Genomic DNA, 17,211 nt, shown 5'->3' on the forward strand with positions numbered 1-17,211 from the left:
GGTCATGACCGCCGCCCTGCGTCCCCCTGCCTCCGCCTGCCCGGCCTGCGTCGCCGCCCCCGCCGCCGAGGCGCTGGCCGAACGCGCCGCCCCGCAGCAGGCGCGGATCGCCCTCTCGCTGCCGACCATCCACTGCGCCGCCTGCATGACCACCGTCGAGACCGCGCTCGAGAAGGTGCCCGGCGTGCGCAGCGCCCGCGTCAACCTCAGCCAGAAGCGCGTGCGGATCGAGGCCGCGCCGGAGCTCACCGCCGAGGCGCTGATCCCGGTGGTCGAGGCGGCGGGCTACGAGGCGCACGAGCTCGACGCCGGAATGCTCGCCGCCACCGCCACCGACCGGGCCGGGCGCGACCTGCTGATGCGCCTCGCCGTCGCGGGCTTTGCCGCGATGAACGTGATGCTGCTCTCGGTCGCCGTCTGGTCCGGCGCCGAGGGGCCGACGCGCGACCTCTTCCACTGGGTCTCGGCCGCCATCGTGCTGCCGACCATCGCCTTCTCGGCCCGGCCCTTCTTCCACAACGCCTGGACCGCGCTGCGCGCCGGGCGGCTCAACATGGACGTGCCGATCTCGCTGGCGATCCTCCTGGCCATCGTCACCTCGCTCTGGGAGACGATGCTGTCGGGCGAGCACGCCTATTTCGACGCCGCCATCACGCTGACCTTCTTCCTGCTGACCGGCCGCTACCTCGACCACCGCACCCGCGCCATCGCCCGCTCCGCCGCCGAGGAACTCTCGGCGCTCGAGGTGCCGCGCGCCTGGCGGCTGACCGAGGCGGGCGAGGAACAGGTCCCCGCCTCCGAGCTGCGCGTCGGCGACCTCGTTCGCGTGCGCCCCGGCGGGCGGACGCCGGTCGACGGCGAGGTCACCGAAGGCCAGTCCGAGCTCGACCGCTCGCTGCTCACCGGCGAGACCCTGCCGGTCTACGCCGCCCCCGGCCAGGCGGTCAGCGCCGGCGAGGTGAACCTCACCGGCCCGCTGGTGATCCGCGCCTCGGCGGTGGGCCGCGACACCTCGCTGCACCGCATGGCCGACCTCGTCGCCGTGGCGGAATCGGGTCGCGCCAACTACACGCCGCTCGCCGACAAGGCCGCCAAGCTCTACGCGCCGGGGGTGCACATCCTCGCCGGGCTGGCCTTCCTCGGCTGGCTGGCCTGGTCCGGCGATTTCCGCGTCGCGCTCAACATCGCCGCCGCGGTGCTGATCATCACCTGCCCCTGCGCGCTCGGCCTCGCCGTGCCCGCGGTGACCACCGCCGCCTCGGGCCGGCTCTTCAAGCAGGGGCTGCTGATCAAGGACGGCACCGCGCTCGAGCGGCTGGCCGAGGTCGACACGGTGGTCTTCGACAAGACCGGCACGCTGACCGCGGGCACGCCGACGCTGACCAACCGCGACGACTTCACCCGCCACGACCTCGAGATCGCCCTCGCCCTCGCCGAGGGATCGGCCCACCCGCTGTCACTCTCGCTGACCGCCGCGCTGCGCGCCGCCGGGATCACCCCCGCCGAGGTCACCGGCATCACCGAGGTCCCCGGCCATGGCACCGAGGGGCTCCGGCAGGGCCAGCCCGTGCGGCTCGGCCGCGCCGCCTGGACCGGCGGCGGGCAGAGCGCCACGACCGCGGCCTGGCTGCGCGTCGGCGATGGCCCGGCGCAGGCCTTCCGCTTCGAGGACAGCCTGCGCGACGGTGCCGAGGAAGCGGTGCGCGCGCTCCGCGACATGGGCAAGGAGGTGATCCTGGTCTCGGGCGACAGCACCGCCGCGGTCGAGGCTCTGGCCACCCGGCTGCAGATCCCGCACTGGATCGCCGAGGCGCTGCCGCAGGACAAGGCGGCGCGGATCCGCGCCCTCTCGGACGAGGGCAGGCACGTGCTGATGGTCGGCGACGGGCTCAACGACACGGCGGCGCTCGCCGGCGCGCATGTCTCGATCTCGCCCGCCTCGGCGCTCGACGCGGCGCGGGTCGCCTCGGACATCGTGCTGCTCGGCCGCTCGCTCGCGCCGATCCCCGGCGCGCTCTCGGTCGCCGCCACCGCCACGAAACGCATCCGCCAGAACTTCGCCATCGCCACCTGGTACAACGTGATCGCCGTGCCGCTCGCCGTCGCCGGGCTCTGCTCGCCGCTCATCGCCGCGCTGGCGATGTCCACCTCGTCGATCACCGTCTCGCTGAACGCGCTGCGCCTGAAGGGCCCGAAATGAACATCCTCGCCTATCTCATCCCGATCTCGCTGATCCTCGGCGGGCTCGGGCTCGGCTTCTTCGTCTTCACCGTGAAGTCGCGGCAATACGACGACCCCGAGGGCGACGCGCAGCGGATCCTCTCGGGCCAGTACGACGACCGTCCCAAGCAGGACTGACCCCGCGCCTCAACCGCGCCAAAGCGAAGGCCCTGCGGGCCTGCCTCCGGCGGGCGTATTTGGAAAGAGAAGAAAGATGGCAAAGGGGAAGAGGGCCGCGCCCTTCCTCGCTCTTCTTCTCTTTGAAAATACGCCGGGGGTGAGCCGCGCAGCGGCGAGGGGGCAGCGCCCCCTGCCCAACCGATATTTGCCTCCCAATGATGTAGCTAGCCCTCGTTGGCAGGCCATGCCTGCCGAAGCGGACCGACGATCAGGACGCAGCATGCGACCCGGTCCAACTCCAAGCTGCCGCTCGTACCGAGCGCGCTTTACGCCTGATGGCAGCCACAAGCGGACCTTTGTACAGTGTGGAACAAAGGCACACCCTCAGTCCCATCACCACCGCTCAAGGATACTCGTATCGGCCAGCACGGTTGTCCATAGAAATACCGGTGACATGCATACGCTTCACAGGTAGGTTCGCAGAAATACGTGCCAATACTGGAAGAAAAATGTCGATCTGGTCCCCACCACCCGAAAGCAAGTCCCAAGTCAAACGCGCAGGAAAGCGTATCGCGGATGGAGTGGGGGCAGCGGCGGACTTTGATCTTGTGGATCAGTGGCGTTCATCGCACGGCTATGTCATCAACACGTTTCAGATCTGGCTAAAGCGAAAAATCGCAATCAAGCCCTACAACGTCGAATTTGCGCAGCGCCTCAAGCGCAGAAACACGGTGATTGACAAGCTGAAACGAAGAAATGATGCCGGTGATCCGCTGATTGCAGACGTTTCAGCCATGCATGATTTCGCCGGCTGCAGAATGATTTTCGAAAACCTTTCAGATCTTCATGATTTCAGGGAATATCTCAGTTCGGCGGCTGTAATGAAAAACGTCAAGCATGAGCTGAGATACCCGCGCGAAAAGTACGACTACATCGAAACGCCCAAGTTCACCGGATATCGCGGCATCCATGATGTATATCGCCACCTACCACGTGGTAGCGATCGGGCCGAAACTAAGAAGCCTTGGGATGGCCTGCTGGTGGAGATTCAATACCGTACGCGCGCCCAGCATGCTTGGGCTACTGCAGTTGAGATTTCGGACCTGATCGACGGAGAGCGCACTAAGTTCGAGATGGATCAGTCGAAGAGAGGAAGATTCTTTGCAATTGCAAGCGAGATTATTGCTCGCAAACACGAACATCTGGAGAGAGCCTTTTTGGAGGTGAGCACAGCCGAACTTCAGGCGCAGCTTCAGGAGCTTGAAAACGAGCTCGGGATCCTCCAGAGACTATCTGCGCTCAAGCAATTCGAGGACGAGGAGAAGCTGCAAGAACATACCGTTCTAAATGTCTTCCAGAATCCGGATGGAAGTGCCGGACTAGAAGTGATCCCGTTCAAAAATTCCGGCGATGCAATTGCTAAAGCCACCGAGTTAGAAACTTCAGGTTCGAGCTTGAATGCTGTGTACGTTAGGGCAAGCAATCCAAAACAGCTACGGTCGGCATATCGAAATTATTTCAATGATCCAATCGACTTTGTGAAGATCATCCAAGAAGAAGGTGAGGTCGAGATGTCTGTATGAATGGCGCCTGGGCCAGAAATCGCTTGAAGCCGTGACGCGAGCTTCAGTTTGGGCAATGCCCGCCCACCGCGCATTTCCGTTGCGTCTGCGGCCAGCGCGACCGTCTCTTACCTGCGCTCGGCGGTTTCGTAGCATGACGTTGCCGAGGTCCGCTCCCTGCACCTTGGAGCCGGGCAACATTGCCCAAGCCATAGGTCGGCCCAAGGTCAGAGGGTGCCAGTTGCCCCAAACATGCACGTTTGCGTTGCGCTACCTCCGCTGCGCCGATCCGACATCTTGAGACGTGCGAACACCCTTGCCTAACCGACGTCGGGCAACACGAGGCGGCAAAGTTCAACATTGATCCCCCACTTCGCAGGCTGCAGAATGGTCCCTGACCGAGGGAGGCAACATGACCCGGATCATCCAGACATTCCCTATTCCCAGCACATGGCGCACCCCGCGCGACACCGAGGATGGGGGCGGCAAGCCCGGCAAGTGACCAGACACCACGGGTTCTTTCGAAGTGATCAACACGGGACCATGGTGAAGCCGGCGGCGTCCGTCACGGCCTCCTCCACGCCGAGCAACGCTCCGAACCGTGCCTCGATCACCGCCGAAACGCCGTGCGGAGCGGCCTCGTCGGGCCTCAGGGCGATCTTCCGGATGAGCTCACCGAGGAACGCGTGGGCCTGCTCGACGAGCTCCTCGTCACCGAGCAGCAGCTCCATCTGCGCGACGGCCCGCTCGTAGAGCAGCCGCGCATCCGGCTGATCGGCGTGCTGCAAGGTGATGAGGCGCTTTGCGCCTTCGATGCGTGCCGCGATGTCCGCGATCTCCGCCTCGACCTCGTTGGCCCGCGCCTTGAAGGTGGCGAAGGGCGCGCCGTCCTCGATGGCCTGGAAGATGCGCGCGCGCTTGGTTTCAGCCTCCTTGAGCGCCGCCGACAGGCGCTTCACGTCGGCTTCCGGGTTCGCCTTGGCGAGCTTGCGCCGTTCGGCTTCGAGCGCCTCGCCGAACTGACGGGCCAACTCGTCCGAGAGCATCACCTCCTTCAGCCTCGCGAAGACGCGCGCCTCGATTCGCTTGCGCGAGATCGTGCGAGTGTTGGTGCAGACGCCGCCCTTCAGCGCCTCGCGGCACCGGTAACTCGTTCTGTTGTGCTTGACGTAGCGGTTGCCGCAGCAACCGCAGACCAGAAGCCCCGACAGAAGATAGCGCGTCCGCCGCGTCTCGACGGCGTTTTGCACCGGCTTGCGCCCGGCGCGCTGCGCCTGGACGCGCTCCCAGAGGTCCTGCGGGACGATCCGCAGCTCCGGGATGTCCGTCTCGGTGTAGTCTTCGGGCGAGCTGATGATCTTCCGCTGGCCCGTCTCCGGATTGTACCTGCGCCTGTTTCTGCAAATGCTCGCGATGCCGATCTAGATCCGGTTGTGCAGAATGCCTTCCTGGCGGGCCGGGTTGCCCCGGATTGTCGAGCCATCCCAGCTGCCGCCGCGCGGCGCCGGGATGCGATCGGCATTCAGGCCTTTTGCGATCTGCAGCGCCGAGCGTCCCTCAGCGTATTCCGTGAAGATGCGGCGCACGATCTCCGCCTCCTCGGGTACGATCTCGCGGTTGAGCCCTTCCTCGACGGAGACCTTGCGATAGCCGTAGGTGCTGGTGTGCAGACGCCTGCGGCCCACGGCGCTCTTCATGCCCCGGCGCGTGTGCTCCCCATTTGCCTCGCTCTGCTGCTGGGCGGCAAAGCCGATCAGCATTGTGGTGAAGAAGTTCTGCTCGCCCTCGGTCACCGAATGCAGCTTCACGTCCCGGAAGGCCATGAGTTCGAACTGGGTGAGCGCGTCGCTGACCTTCCGGTTGAGCCGGTCGAGCGCCTCGACGAGCACGATGTCGATCCGGTCAGCGTAGATGGCGTCCTTCATCTTCTGGAAGCCGGGACGGCGGGTGTTGCGGCCGGTCTTCTGGCTGTCCGTGAAGACCTCCACGACCTGCCAGCCCTGCCTTTCGGCGTGCTTGCGGCACATGGCGACCTGGTCCTCGATCGAGGTGGCCTTCTGCAGGTCGGAGCTGAAGCGGGCATATATCGCTGCACGTTTGATCATGCGTTATTTCCTTGTTGCGCCGGGGCCGCGTCCTCGTTCGCCGGGGCGCGGAGCGACGTCAGCGCCTCCGCCCGGGCGAGCAGATGAACAAGCCCGGTGATGGCGACCGGGATGGTCTGCTGTCCGTCGTTGTCGTTGGCTGCGGTGAGCCGGATGTGTGTCGCGTTTGTCATCGCCTGTGCGTCCTCGATTGCCTCTTGCCCATCACGGGCGAGGAGGAAATGAATCCGTCGAGGCAAACGAAAACGGATTTGCGAAAATTGTTGCGCGAGGGGCCCGCCCCGGTACCGAGCCGGGGCGGGCCTGCCCTCAGCGGGCGTCCGCGCTGCGGAACTGCAGCGCGAGCACTTCGGCCCGGCGCAGCGCCGCGATGCGGTCGAGGTGCTCCTTCAGCGCGAAGATGCAGCGCCGGTGCTGCGACAGCTGCAGCCCTTCCGGGGTGTAGTCGCGGTGCCAGTCCGGCTCGCCAAACTCCTTTTCCTCGAGCGCCAGGAAGGTCCGCTCTTCGATCTGCTCGTTGAGCGCCTCCAGAACCGTCCCGAAGAGCCCGCGGTCGCGCGGCTCGAAGATGCGCTCCGACGCGATGCGCCCGGCCAGCTCGTCCATGCGCCGCGCGTCCGCCTCAGGCATGAACTCCTGCGCAGCGTGCAGGCACTCAATGGCTGGCGCGCAGCACCGCAGCGCCTGGAAGATCTCGGACAGGAGCGGATCGAAATCGAGGTTCGTCTCAGACATGACGGACCTCCTCCCCCGCGATGCAGCCATTCTTGGTGCGTTGGACGACGATGTGCCGCGACGGCGTCTTGCACCGACCGCGCAGGCGCTCACGCGTCATGTCGCGCTCGACCGCAAGGCGCTGCCGAATGCGGGTCATCTCCGCGAGCGACCAGCCGGTCAGCCGTCCGAGGATGGCCGTCTCGGCCCGATCGCTCACGTCGAAGCCCGCGTGATGAATCGAAACGGTGATGCGGCGGGATGCGTCGAAGTAGGTCGGCGCATGCAGCGAGGCGGCGCCAAGCGCAGCCTCCCCACGCACGGCGATGACGTGATCGCGGCGCGGCTTCGTCGGGCGCTGCGACGAGCCGAACGCGAGGGTCACGCTGCGCATGTCCGCAAGGTCCTCGACGCCCAGCACGAGCGAGGGGCGGACCTTGGTGAGCGCAGGGGTGCCTGAGCCAGGGGGGAAGCGGAACGCGACGACGTCGCCCGCGGCGATGTTGCGCTGCCACTCCGCGAGGGTGGCAGCACTGCGCTGGTCTTGGGTCATATGTGATCTTTCGGTTGAGACCGCGCAGCCCGAGCCCCGGACGCGGGTGATCTCTTGAAGCTGCGCGGCACAGGCCGCGCGCAGCTTCAGGAGATCACCCCGAGGACAGGGCCTTCCTTGCAGGAGGGGGTTCGGGGGAGGCACGCAGTCACCTCCCCCCGGAGCCGGGAGGTCCCGGAGGCGTGCGGAACGGCCTCCGGGTCCGTCGGAAGACGCCAGGGGGTGCAGGGGGAGTGGCGAACGACGACCCTGCCGCCCTCCGCGCAGGAGCGCCCGCTGCGCAGGCGGGCCGCGGCAGCGCGGGGTTCGGGGCGGCGCCCCGGCGAACGGCAGGGGGAGCCAAATCCGCCAGGATTTTGCGCCCCCTGTTTAGTGAGTAACCCCCGCCGCACCCCGGGAGCGCGCCGCAGGCCCTTTGGGGCCAAATTTCTTCATCCGGATTTCCCCAAGGGACCCATTTCCCCTCCGCCGGAACGGAGGGCGGGACTTGGCAGAGACATTCAGGATCGTGATGCGCATGAAGGGGCTGTGGCCGAAGGATCTCGGCGGCTTCGAGGGACACCGGCTTCGCAAGGGTGGCGATCTCGGCCACGTCGACAGCTCCCGCTCGGGTCTCAACCGCAGACTCATCGGGGACGAAGACTGGGCCAGGCAGGTTCAGGCCGAAGTGCTGGACATGGCACAGGAGAACTTTGCGGATGAACTCGAGAGCCTGAAGCGCCGGCGGCGGAAGGCGCAGATGCTGGCCCGGCTGACCGAGGGCCCGAAGGACCCCTGGCGGGCCACGCGGCACGGGCCGATGCGCGAGATCATCCTGACCGCGAACCGGAAGTGGTTCGGGCAGGAGGATGAGGCGGAGAGTGCACATGCGGGCGGCCCTGAACCCGAGGTCGGCACTGAGCGGATGAGGGAGTTCGAGGGGCGCGCCATCGCGTGGCTGCGCAAGGAGTTCGGAGAGGACGTCGTGCACGCCAGGGCCGACCTCGACGAAGCCGCCTACCACATTCACGCGGTGATCCTGCCGCGCGCGATTGCGCAGGACGGCAGGCGCGTGCTGCAACCCTCGAAGTTCGCGGTCATCCGCGACTACGAAGAAGGCCAGGACAGCGTCGGGGAGTGGTTCGCCGAGCTCGGCCTGCAGCGCGGCGAGCGCCGGGCAAAGCGCACGCGAGACGCGCTCGAGCACAACTCCTTGCTGCGGAACGATCAGGGCAAGGGCGCGCGGACCGCCGAAGACCCCGTGCCCATCCCGAAGAAGCGACGCCATGTCAGCCCGCGGGATTGGCGGCGCGCGCAGGAGCTCAAGCTCGCTGAACGCGACAAAACCTTGGTGACGCAGGAGCGGAAGCTGGCACGCGACAAGAAGGCGGTTCAGGCCATCGTGCAGGTCGTTCAGGCCGTCGCGGAGGGTGATATCTCGGCAACCGAGCCACGCGACAAGGACACGCCGTCCGGAAACCTGGCACGCCAGATCTTTGGCAGGGCCTTCGCGCGGCTCAAGGACCAGGCGAAGCAGGACGCCGAGGCACGGGTCGCCAAGGCACACGCCGAGATCGTGAAAGCGGATGAGGTGATCGTCCGTATCGCGCAGCTTCTCCCCGCCGCCGCCCGCAACCAGATCGCCGCGGCGCGACCCATGCTCTCCGCGCGCATCACCGGCCTCGCAAGGTGGCTGCGCAAGACCTCGCCAGGGCGGCCCGAGCCGGGCGAAGACACCCCGTGAAGGACACGCAGGAAATTTTCTTTGCGCCTCCAAAAACGACACGATGTCAGAGTCAGCCACGGAGTGACCGCGGTCGCGTCAACGAGTTCAAGGCGCTCAATCTTTGGTAAGGAGACCATTGTGAAGAAGAACCAGAAGAGAGTCCTGCAGACAGTCATGGACGATATCGAGCGGGGCGACAGCGAACGCGCAATCGAGGCGGTACTCCGGGAGAAGATGGGTAGGTTCATCGAGGGGGCCGCCGCGAACGAGGCGTTCGTAGCCGAGTTCTTCTTCCTCGTCGAACGCCTGGCATCGAAGTCCCTCGCCAAGCGGATCGCGACACACCCGGCACGCCCCGACGCGGTTGATGATCTGCACGAGCAGGCCGAGGCCAATCGGGTGGCGCCAGACCAGCCTGAGACCGGCGGGGCGTGGAGGAAGCCTGATGCAGCCAAACGCGGCAAGGCCTCCGAGTGATCGCAGGCGATGAGCACAGATCAAAGGGCGCGGAGTACCGCGCCCTTTCTTTATTGGGAGCTGTGACATTCAATGCGGGCAGCGGGACGTCCCTACGCCGAGTCTCCTAAGGCGTGGCAACCGAATAGGCGCGGAGTACCGCGCCCCCCGAATCCTGCCGCCCAGACAGAGTGCGGCGATCAGCCTCTCCGTACTCAGACTTGCCCTTGCCGGACCTCGCGGTTGCTGCAGATGTATTCGGCTGCGGCTTCGCGTAGTCGAATACAGAAGTGAAACTTCTTTGAGATCGTGTTAGGGTTTCAAGGTGGTGAGCTTTTTGTGGAGGCAGGAAGATGACGACGCTGAGATCCATGCTGATCTATTTTGTGCTGAGCGCATCTGTGCTCTTCCCGACGATTTCGCATGCTGATTTCTGGAGTAAGGCACGGAGGGTTGTTGATCCCGGCGGTGCGATTATTCAGGACATAATTGAGGGGAAGAAGCCGGACGAGGCGGTCAAAGATACAGCGGACGTAATTGTCGAAACGCACAAGGACGCTGTCGAGGCGGTCGTCGAAACGGGAGGTAAGATCGACGCGGCAACGGTTGAATTCGTAAGGCAGAATATTGGCGATGACTTCGCAAACGCACTAAGTATCGCTCAAATGCCTGACGCAATCGGCCGCGCCCTGACTATTACGGTCACGCAGCAAGCAAGCGACGTGGTTCTTGGTAACAAGAGCTTGGGCGAGACGTTTCAGGAGGCCGTCGGTATACCATTGGCCGCCGCGTTGAGGCAGGCACATGACGCGCTATCTCCGAGAGCCAAGCCACTGCCCGACGACATCAAGACAGCTCTATATGCTGGGTTTTCTCATGAGTTGGTGGACCGTGCTCGGTACGTCGAGACTGACGTCGAGGGCAATCTGCCCGCGATAATAAATACGCTGAAGACAAAAATTGGCGAGACAGATGGCACAAATCATGCTGTTACGGTTGATGATATCATTGCTTTCGAAACGGTCCCGTCAGTACTCGACATTGGATTCTGGGCCCATGAACTAATTCATGTCCGGCAGTATCGGGATTGGGGGATAGATAAATTTGCTGCACAGTACGCTACGAACTATAAGTCCGTTGAGAATGAAGCAGAAGCTGGTTCGGCGGTATTTATTGATGCCTTGAAGAAAGCGAGAGAGCTTGCCGAACTCCGCGAGAAGCTCAAGTAGCTAGCTGCCATTTTTATTCGCGTGTTTGCGGAGTAGATGGAGGTGGCGCCGAGGAATTTTGGTTCTTCGGCTGATCCGCTTTCTAATGTTGACAGTGCCACGACAGCCATACCTTGTCGATCGCCCAGCGCTGGACCGCCCCAAGCACGCCGCGCTCACCGAGTCAGTCACGGGCGTCCAGCGTCCTGACGGCGCACTCAGCGCGTACCTGTGCCTCGAACTCGGGCGTGCCGAACTCCGCGAGGGCGGGCGAGTCACGCCCAGCTTCGAGGCGCTGCACCCGTGCCAGCATTGCCCGGACCGCCCCCACGCCTCACCCCTTCCGCAAGATGCGCAGCGCTTCGCCAAGCTCAAGGGCGCGGCGGAAGCGACGGTCAGCCTCAGCCTTCCGCTCGCGCGCGGCGTCTTCGGCCCGCTGTGCCAGCACCCGCTGTTCGGTCTGCGTCACCGTGTTGTCGGGGTCGCGGATGCTGCTCTCGCGGCGGAACCCGCGCCCTTCGATGAAGGTGACGGCGGGGTCCGGTTCCTCGAACTGTGCCCGTCGCGGCGCAGGATCGTCCCATACCCTGCCGCTCAGCCACCTGTCAGGACCGCCTCTCATGGGCGAGGTCCGAGCATGGCGTTGAGCTCGTAGGCATCCGCACGGACTGCCGGATCACCTTCCGCACCGTGTTCCGCGATACCCGCAGCTCACGACAAATATGTTTGATCGACTTCTTGTCCTGAAAATACGCCCGCCGGATCTTCGCTATCGCCTCCACGACCAACATCCCACCCTGCGCTCCCCGATGACCTCGGGAGCATCATGACCATCAGTGTAAGGGGGTCATTTTTGGGCGCCGATTACCCCGCTACGGGGTCAATTTTGCATGCCGGTTCACAGGGCAGGTCCGCTTCCTGCGCGTAGCCGACATCCGGGCCGAGGACCTGGCTTGTCCGCTTCCTGCGCTTAGCTGTCAGGCGACGGAGCACATGCAGTACGCGAAGCGACTTGCCGGAAGCTCCACGCTTCAGTCGGTCCGAGTTCTCGGCCTGAAGGTCCAATTCGACGGACAAGCGGGACTACTCCCAGCCCTGTGCCAACGGGCTTAGCGATCGCCTCGCTAAGCCCGAACCCGTGCAGCAAATATCGGTTCGGCAGCGCCCCCTCTTCCGCCCGTCTCAGCCGCGCACGCTCTCGTGCAGCAGCCCGGCCGGCCCGCCGGTGCCGAGATCGTCGTAGGCGCGCATCTCGTTGCGGGTGATCATGCTGTCGGCATTGGCGTCGAAGGCCATGATCGCATCGAAGGCCGCGTTGCCATAGGCCGCCACCAGCTCGGACCAGGTGAGCACGCCGTTGCGGTCGAGGTCGAGCTGCGAGAAGTAGCGGCCCTCGTCCCGGCTGCGGTCGCCGGGCACCGCCTCGTAGACCGTGAAATCTCCGGCCAGGGCGGGGGCAGCCACGACCGGGGTGAGGCTGATCGAAAGGACCGCGGCGGCGATCGGCGAAAATGCTTTCATCGGCTGTCTCCAAATGCTTCGGGCAAAGTCTTGAGTCTCGAACACGCCCGAGCATAGCACGGTTCCGGCTCAGCCGTGCAGGATCATCGCAGGATCATCTCCGCCGCCTTCTCGGCGATCATGATGGTCGGCGCGTTGGTGTTGCCCGACGTGATCCGCGGCATGACGCTGGCATCGACCACGCGCAGCCCCGAGAGCCCGCGGAAGCGCAGCTGCGGATCGAGCGGCGCGCTCTGCTCGGTGCCCATGCGCACCGTGCCCACCGGGTGGAAGATCGTCGTGCCGACCTCGCCCGCGGCGCGGTGCAGCTCCTCCTCGGTCTGGAACTGCAGTCCGGGCTTCAGCTCGTCCGGCGCGTAGCGCGCCATGGCCTGCTGGCCCATGATCCGCCGCACCTGCCGGATCGCGTCGGCGGCGACCCTGCGGTCGCCCTCGGTCGACAGGTAATTGGGCGCGATCACCGGCGCCGCGCGGCTGTCGGCGGAGGCGAGCCGCACCGTGCCCCGGCTCTCGGGGCGCAGGTTGCACACGCTCGCCGTCATCGCCGGGAAGTCGTGCAGCGGCTGGCCGAAGGCCTCGAGCGAGAGCGGCTGCACGTGGTACTCGAGATCGGCCGTCGCGAGCCCCTCGCGCGAGCGCGAGAAGGCGCCGAGCTGCGAGGGCGCCATCGACATCGGCCCGCGCCGGCGCAGCACGTAGTCGAGCCCGATCATGCCCTTGCCGAGCGGCGTTGCGGCAAGCGTGTTCAGCGTCTTCGCCCCGGTGAGCCGCCAGGCGCAGCGCAGCTGCAGGTGGTCCTGCAGGTTGCCGCCCACCTCCGGCGCGTCGAGCGCCACGTCGATGCCCTGCGCGCGCAGGTGCTCGGCCGGGCCCACTCCCGACAGTTGCAGCAGGTGCGGCGAGTTCACCGCCCCTGCCGAGAGGATCACCTCGCCCCCCGGCCGCACCTGGTGGCGCTGGCCGCCCTGCTCGTACTCGACCCCGACGACGCGCCGCCCCTCGATCAGCAGCCGGGTGACATGGGCGCCGGTCTCGACCTTCAGCCGGTCCGAGCGGGTGGTGCGCAGGAAGGCCTTGGCGGTGTTCATCCGCCAGCCGCCCCGCTGGTTCACCCGGAAGTAGCCGACCCCCTCGTTGTCACCGGTGTTGAAATCGCGCACCCGCGGGATGCCCGTCGCCTCGGCCGCCCTCATCCAGTCGTCGAGGATGTCCCAGTGCAGGCGCTGGTTCTCCACCCGCCACTCGCCGCCCGCCCCGTGCATCTCCGACGGCCCCTCGACGTAATCCTCCGAGCGCTTGAAGAAGGGCAGCACGTCGTCCCAGCCCCAGCCGGAGAGCCCCATCTGCCGCCAGCCGTCGTAATCCGCCGCCTGTCCGCGCAGGTAGAGCATGCCGTTGATCGACGAGCAGCCGCCCAGCACCTTGCCGCGCGGGTAGAGCAGCGAGCGCCCGTTCAGCCCCTTCTCCTCGGCGGTGCGGTAGCACCAGTCGGTGCGCGGGTTGCCGATGCAGTAGAGATAGCCCATCGGGATGTGGATCCAGTGGTAGGTGTCGCGCCCGCCCGCCTCCAGCAGCAGCACCCGGCGCCCGCCCTCTGCAAGCCGTTTCGCCAGCACGCAGCCGGCGCTGCCCGCACCCACAATCACATGATCGAACGCCATATTTCCTCCCGGCACCTCGCTCCGCCCCACGCTATGCCAGCGCGCGGCGCCGCCGCAAGGCGTCACGGAGGCGCGGGCGGTCAGAGCGGCAGGGCGGTGGTCTTGAAGACGGTGCGCAGCGCGAAGCTCGATTGCATCTGCGCCACGCCCGGCAGCCGGGTCAGGTACTGGCGGTGGATGCGGGCGAAATCCTCGGTGTCCTCGGCGACGACCTTGAGGATGTAATCCGCCGTGCCCGCCATCAGGTGGCATTCGAGCACCGCCGGCACCCGCGCCACGGCCTTCTCGAAGGCATCGAGCACCTCGTCGGCCTGGGCGCTGAGCCGGATCTCGACGAAGACCGTGCTGGCGAGCCCCAGCTTGCGCGCGTCGAGCAGCGCCACGTAATCCTTCACGTAGCCCTCGGCCTCGAGCCGCTGCACCCGCCGGTGGCAGGCGGAGGGCGAGAGGTTCACCTTCTCCGACAGCTCGGCATTGGACATGCGGCCCTGCTTCTGCAGCGCGCGCAGGATGCGCCGGTCGGTATCGTCGAGGGTCATGCGCGTTCCTTCGAAAACTCGGCGTCTTGGCCGAAGATTCTCCCTCCAATAGCGCTTTGACCGGGACACTTCAGCAAGGAAATTGCACGCGGGCAGGTGCATCCTGAAGGCAGGAGAATGCGCCCGAACGGGCCAGGAGGAGGACCTACCATGAAAATCGGTTGCCCGACAGAGATCAAGCCGCAGGAATACCGCGTCGGCATCACCCCCAACGCCGCCCGCGAGGCGGCGGCGCACGGCCACCAGGTGATCGTGCAGCAGGGCGCGGGGCTCGGCGCCGGCTTCTCCGACGAGGACTACGTGGCCGCCGGGGCCCGCATCGCCGCCACCGCCGAGGAGATCTGGGCCGAGGCCGAGATGATCGTCAAGGTGAAGGAGCCGCAGGCCTCCGAGCGCCGGCAGCTGAGGCGCGGCCAGCTGCTCTTCACCTACCTGCACCTCGCCCCCGATCCCGAGCAGACGCAGGACCTGCTGGAGTCCGGCGCGACCTGCATCGCCTACGAGACGGTGACCGACGCGCGCGGCGGGCTACCGCTGCTGGCGCCGATGTCCGAGGTGGCGGGCCGCCTCGCACCGCAGATGGGCGCCTGGTCGCTGCAGAAGGCCAATGGCGGCCGCGGCGTTCTGATGGGCGGCGTGCCCGGCGTCAGCCCAGCCAACGTGGTGGTGCTGGGCGGCGGCGTCGTCGGCACCCACGCGGCGCGCATCGCCGCGGGCATGGGCGCGGATGTCACCGTGCTCGACCGCTCGCTGCCGCGCCTGCGCCAGCTCGACGAGACCTTCGGCAGCCTCTTCAAGAACCGTTACTCGACCGATGGCGCCGTGGCCGAGCTGCTCGCCGGGGCCGACATGGTGATCGGCGCGGTGCTGATCCCCGGCGCCGCCGCGCCCAAGCTGGTCAGCCGCGCGCAGCTCGGCCTCATGAAGCCCGGCGCGGTGCTGGTGGACGTGGCGATCGACCAGGGCGGCTGCTTCGAGACCTCGAAGCCGACCACCCACGAGGACCCGGTCTACACGGTGGACGGCATCCAGCACTACTGCGTCGCCAACATGCCCGGCGCGGTGCCGCGCAGCTCGACGCTGGCGCTCGGCAACGCCACCCTGCCCTTCATGCTGGCGCTGGCCGGCAAGGGCTGGCGCGTCGCCTGCGCCGAGGACCCGCACCTGCAGGCCGGGCTCAACGTGCATGACGGGCAGATCACCAATGCCGCCGTCGCCCGCGCGCTGAACCTGCCGCTGGAAAGCATCGCCAAGGCCCTCGCCGCCTGACCGGCGGCACATCGTCAAAAGCCGAAGGGCGGGCCGCGAAACGCGCCCGCCCTTTCATTCTTCTCTTTCAAAATACGCCGGGGGAACCTGCCGCAGGCAGGTGGGGGCGGAGCCCCCTTCGGCCCCGGGATCAGAGCACCACGATCCCCGAATGCTTGGCCTTGTGCTCGGGCTCGACGTGGATCGTCACCCGGCAGCCGTCGATCGCCTCGCGCAGCGCATGCTCGATCCGGTCGCAGATCTCGTGGGCTGCGTCGACGGTCATCTCGCCCGGTACCACCAGGTGGAACTCGAGGAACACCGCCTGCCCGGCCCGGCGCGAGCGCAGGTCATGCGCCTCGACCGCACCGTCGGCATTGGCCGAGATCACCGCGCGCATCTCGGCAAGCTCCTCCTCGGGCACCGCCGCGTCCATCAGCCCGCCGACCGAGCCGCGGATCACCTGCCAGCCTGACCAGAGGATGTTGACCGCCACCAGCGCGGCAAGCGCCGCGTCGAGCCAGAGCCAGCCGGTCAGCACCGCGGCCGCGACGCCGATCGCCACCCCGGCCGAGGAGAAGACGTCGGTCAGGAGGTGCTTGCCGTCGGCGACCAGCGCCGGAGAGTTGAGCTTGCGCCCCTCGCGCAGCAGCAGCCAGCACCAGGCGGCGTTGATCACCCCGGCCGAGAGGTTGATGGCAAGGCCGAGCCCGACCTGCTCGATCTGCTGCGGCGCCTGCCAGGCGCCCCAGGCCTCGCGCAGGATCAGCACCGCGGCGACGACGATCAGCACGCCCTCGAGCACGGCGCTGAAATACTCGGCCTTGTGGTGGCCGAAGGGATGGTCCGCGTCCGGCGGCTGCGAGGCGATGTGGATCGCCAGCAGCGCGGCCAGCGCGGTCGCGACGTTGACGATGCTTTCCAGTGCATCCGAGAGCAGCGCCACGGAGCCGGTCAGCCACCAGGCGAAGGTCTTGATCGCCAGCACGAGAATGCCGACGAATACGCTGCCGATGGCGATTTTCACGCTGCGATTCATGCTGGGTCTCCGGAGGGGTCCGGCGGACTTACCGACCTCGTCTGAAGCTCGCAACCCGGAACCCTGTGCGGATCCCGGGCCTGCATGGCGGGGCTGCAAAATGCGCAAGGCGGGTCACTTCTTCAGCGCGTCGCGGATCTCGAGCAGGACGTCGAGCTCCGACGGGCCGGTCTTGACCTCGGGCGCCACCTCGTCGGGCTTCTCGGCGGCCGAGCGGATGCGGTTGACCATCTTGACCAGCAGGAAGACCACGAAGGCGATGATGAAGAAGTTGATCACCGCCATGATGAAGCTGCCGATGGCGAAGACCGGCGCGCCCGCGTCCTTGGCCGCCTGCAGCGAGGCATACTCGCCCCCGTCGAGCGCGTAGAACCAGCCCGAGAAGTCGATGCCGCCGGTGAAGAGCGCAATGATCGGGTTGATGATGTCGCCCACGAGCGAGGTCACGATGGCGGTGAAGGCGGCGCCGACGATGATGCCCACCGCCATGTCCATGACGTTGCCCTTGGCGATGAAGTCCTTGAATTCCTGAATCATGTGTCCTGTTCCTGGCCCCCACG

General features: G+C 66.4%; 18 protein-coding genes. 7 read left to right on the top strand and 11 right to left on the bottom strand.

Annotated features, from left to right (window positions below; all coding sequences use genetic code 11):
* Positions 1-4: 4 nt before the first annotated feature.
* The 3 genes from PVT71_RS02315 (at position 5) to PVT71_RS02325 (ending at position 3,923) form a co-directional block, all read left to right on the top strand.
* Entirely contained in the window at positions 5-2,200 is a 2,196-nt protein-coding gene (locus PVT71_RS02315) for a heavy metal translocating P-type ATPase (protein WP_353472886.1), read from the top strand.
* Positions 2,197-2,358, top strand: a complete 162-nt coding sequence (gene ccoS / locus PVT71_RS02320) for a cbb3-type cytochrome oxidase assembly protein CcoS (RefSeq protein ID WP_226621894.1) — start codon at positions 2,197-2,199, stop codon at positions 2,356-2,358. The genes PVT71_RS02315 and ccoS overlap by 4 nt, the downstream gene beginning before the upstream one ends.
* A 491-nt stretch (positions 2,359-2,849) precedes the next feature.
* Complete coding sequence (locus tag PVT71_RS02325) at positions 2,850-3,923, top strand: RelA/SpoT domain-containing protein (RefSeq protein ID WP_353472887.1); 1,074 nt, start codon at positions 2,850-2,852, stop codon at positions 3,921-3,923.
* Positions 3,924-4,432: 509 nt separating this feature from the next.
* Here the strand turns inward: PVT71_RS02325 and PVT71_RS02330 are convergent.
* From PVT71_RS02330 to PVT71_RS02350, 5 genes are all read right to left on the bottom strand, one after another.
* Positions 4,433-5,152: a zinc ribbon domain-containing protein gene (locus tag PVT71_RS02330; RefSeq protein WP_353472888.1), complete on the bottom strand. Its 720-nt coding sequence runs from the start codon at positions 5,150-5,152 to the stop codon at positions 4,433-4,435.
* A 171-nt stretch (positions 5,153-5,323) separates the two neighbouring features.
* Positions 5,324-6,007 carry a recombinase family protein gene (locus tag PVT71_RS02335; RefSeq protein WP_353472889.1) on the bottom strand — a complete coding sequence of 228 codons (684 nt, stop codon included), beginning with the start codon at positions 6,005-6,007 and terminating at the stop codon, positions 5,324-5,326.
* Positions 6,004-6,180 (bottom strand): hypothetical protein, encoded by a 177-nt coding sequence (locus PVT71_RS02340; protein WP_353472890.1) that lies wholly within the window; start codon positions 6,178-6,180, stop codon positions 6,004-6,006. The genes PVT71_RS02335 and PVT71_RS02340 overlap by 4 nt, the downstream gene beginning before the upstream one ends.
* Positions 6,181-6,316: 136 nt before the next feature.
* On the bottom strand, positions 6,317-6,742 hold the full coding sequence (locus PVT71_RS02345) for a hypothetical protein (RefSeq protein ID WP_353472891.1): 426 nt from the start codon (positions 6,740-6,742) through the stop codon (positions 6,317-6,319).
* Positions 6,735-7,274 (bottom strand): hypothetical protein, encoded by a 540-nt coding sequence (locus PVT71_RS02350; protein WP_353472892.1) that lies wholly within the window; start codon positions 7,272-7,274, stop codon positions 6,735-6,737. Before PVT71_RS02350 ends, PVT71_RS02345 begins: the two co-directional genes overlap by 8 nt.
* Before the next feature lie 487 nt (positions 7,275-7,761).
* Here PVT71_RS02350 and PVT71_RS02355 point away from each other — a divergent pair, with 487 nt between their 5' ends.
* From PVT71_RS02355 to PVT71_RS02365, 3 genes are all read left to right on the top strand, one after another.
* Positions 7,762-8,997 (top strand): plasmid recombination protein, encoded by a 1,236-nt coding sequence (locus PVT71_RS02355; protein WP_353472893.1) that lies wholly within the window; start codon positions 7,762-7,764, stop codon positions 8,995-8,997.
* 120 nt (positions 8,998-9,117) lie between these two features.
* Positions 9,118-9,456 (top strand): hypothetical protein, encoded by a 339-nt coding sequence (locus PVT71_RS02360; RefSeq protein WP_353472894.1) that lies wholly within the window; start codon positions 9,118-9,120, stop codon positions 9,454-9,456.
* A 332-nt stretch (positions 9,457-9,788) separates the two neighbouring features.
* Positions 9,789-10,664 (top strand): hypothetical protein, encoded by an 876-nt coding sequence (locus tag PVT71_RS02365; protein ID WP_353472895.1) that lies wholly within the window; start codon positions 9,789-9,791, stop codon positions 10,662-10,664.
* Positions 10,665-10,977: 313 nt separating this feature from the next.
* On the opposite strand, the gene PVT71_RS02370 is transcribed toward PVT71_RS02365, so the two are convergent.
* The 4 genes from PVT71_RS02370 to PVT71_RS02385 form a co-directional block, all read right to left on the bottom strand.
* Entirely contained in the window at positions 10,978-11,265 is a 288-nt protein-coding gene (locus tag PVT71_RS02370) for a hypothetical protein (protein ID WP_353472896.1), read from the bottom strand.
* A gap of 560 nt (positions 11,266-11,825) precedes the next feature.
* Positions 11,826-12,164, bottom strand: a complete 339-nt coding sequence (locus PVT71_RS02375) for a hypothetical protein (protein WP_353472897.1) — start codon at positions 12,162-12,164, stop codon at positions 11,826-11,828.
* Positions 12,165-12,247: 83 nt separating this feature from the next.
* Positions 12,248-13,825 (bottom strand): GMC family oxidoreductase N-terminal domain-containing protein, encoded by a 1,578-nt coding sequence (locus PVT71_RS02380; RefSeq protein ID WP_353472898.1) that lies wholly within the window; start codon positions 13,823-13,825, stop codon positions 12,248-12,250.
* Between the two features lie 80 nt (positions 13,826-13,905).
* Complete coding sequence (locus PVT71_RS02385) at positions 13,906-14,364, bottom strand: Lrp/AsnC family transcriptional regulator (RefSeq protein ID WP_353472899.1); 459 nt, start codon at positions 14,362-14,364, stop codon at positions 13,906-13,908.
* Positions 14,365-14,514: 150 nt separating this feature from the next.
* On the opposite strand from PVT71_RS02385, the gene ald reads away from it, so the two are divergent.
* Positions 14,515-15,633: an alanine dehydrogenase gene (gene ald, locus PVT71_RS02390; protein WP_353472900.1), complete on the top strand. Its 1,119-nt coding sequence runs from the start codon at positions 14,515-14,517 to the stop codon at positions 15,631-15,633.
* A gap of 130 nt (positions 15,634-15,763) precedes the next feature.
* Here ald and PVT71_RS02395 read toward each other — a convergent pair whose 3' ends face one another.
* Complete coding sequence (locus tag PVT71_RS02395; RefSeq protein WP_353472901.1) at positions 15,764-16,651, bottom strand: cation diffusion facilitator family transporter; 888 nt, start codon at positions 16,649-16,651, stop codon at positions 15,764-15,766.
* 114 nt (positions 16,652-16,765) lie between these two features.
* Complete coding sequence (gene mscL, locus PVT71_RS02400; RefSeq protein ID WP_353472902.1) at positions 16,766-17,188, bottom strand: large conductance mechanosensitive channel protein MscL; 423 nt, start codon at positions 17,186-17,188, stop codon at positions 16,766-16,768.
* Positions 17,189-17,211: the final 23 nt, after the last annotated feature.

Source organism: Salipiger sp. H15 (genome assembly GCF_040409955.1).
GTDB lineage: Bacteria > Pseudomonadota > Alphaproteobacteria > Rhodobacterales > Rhodobacteraceae > Salipiger.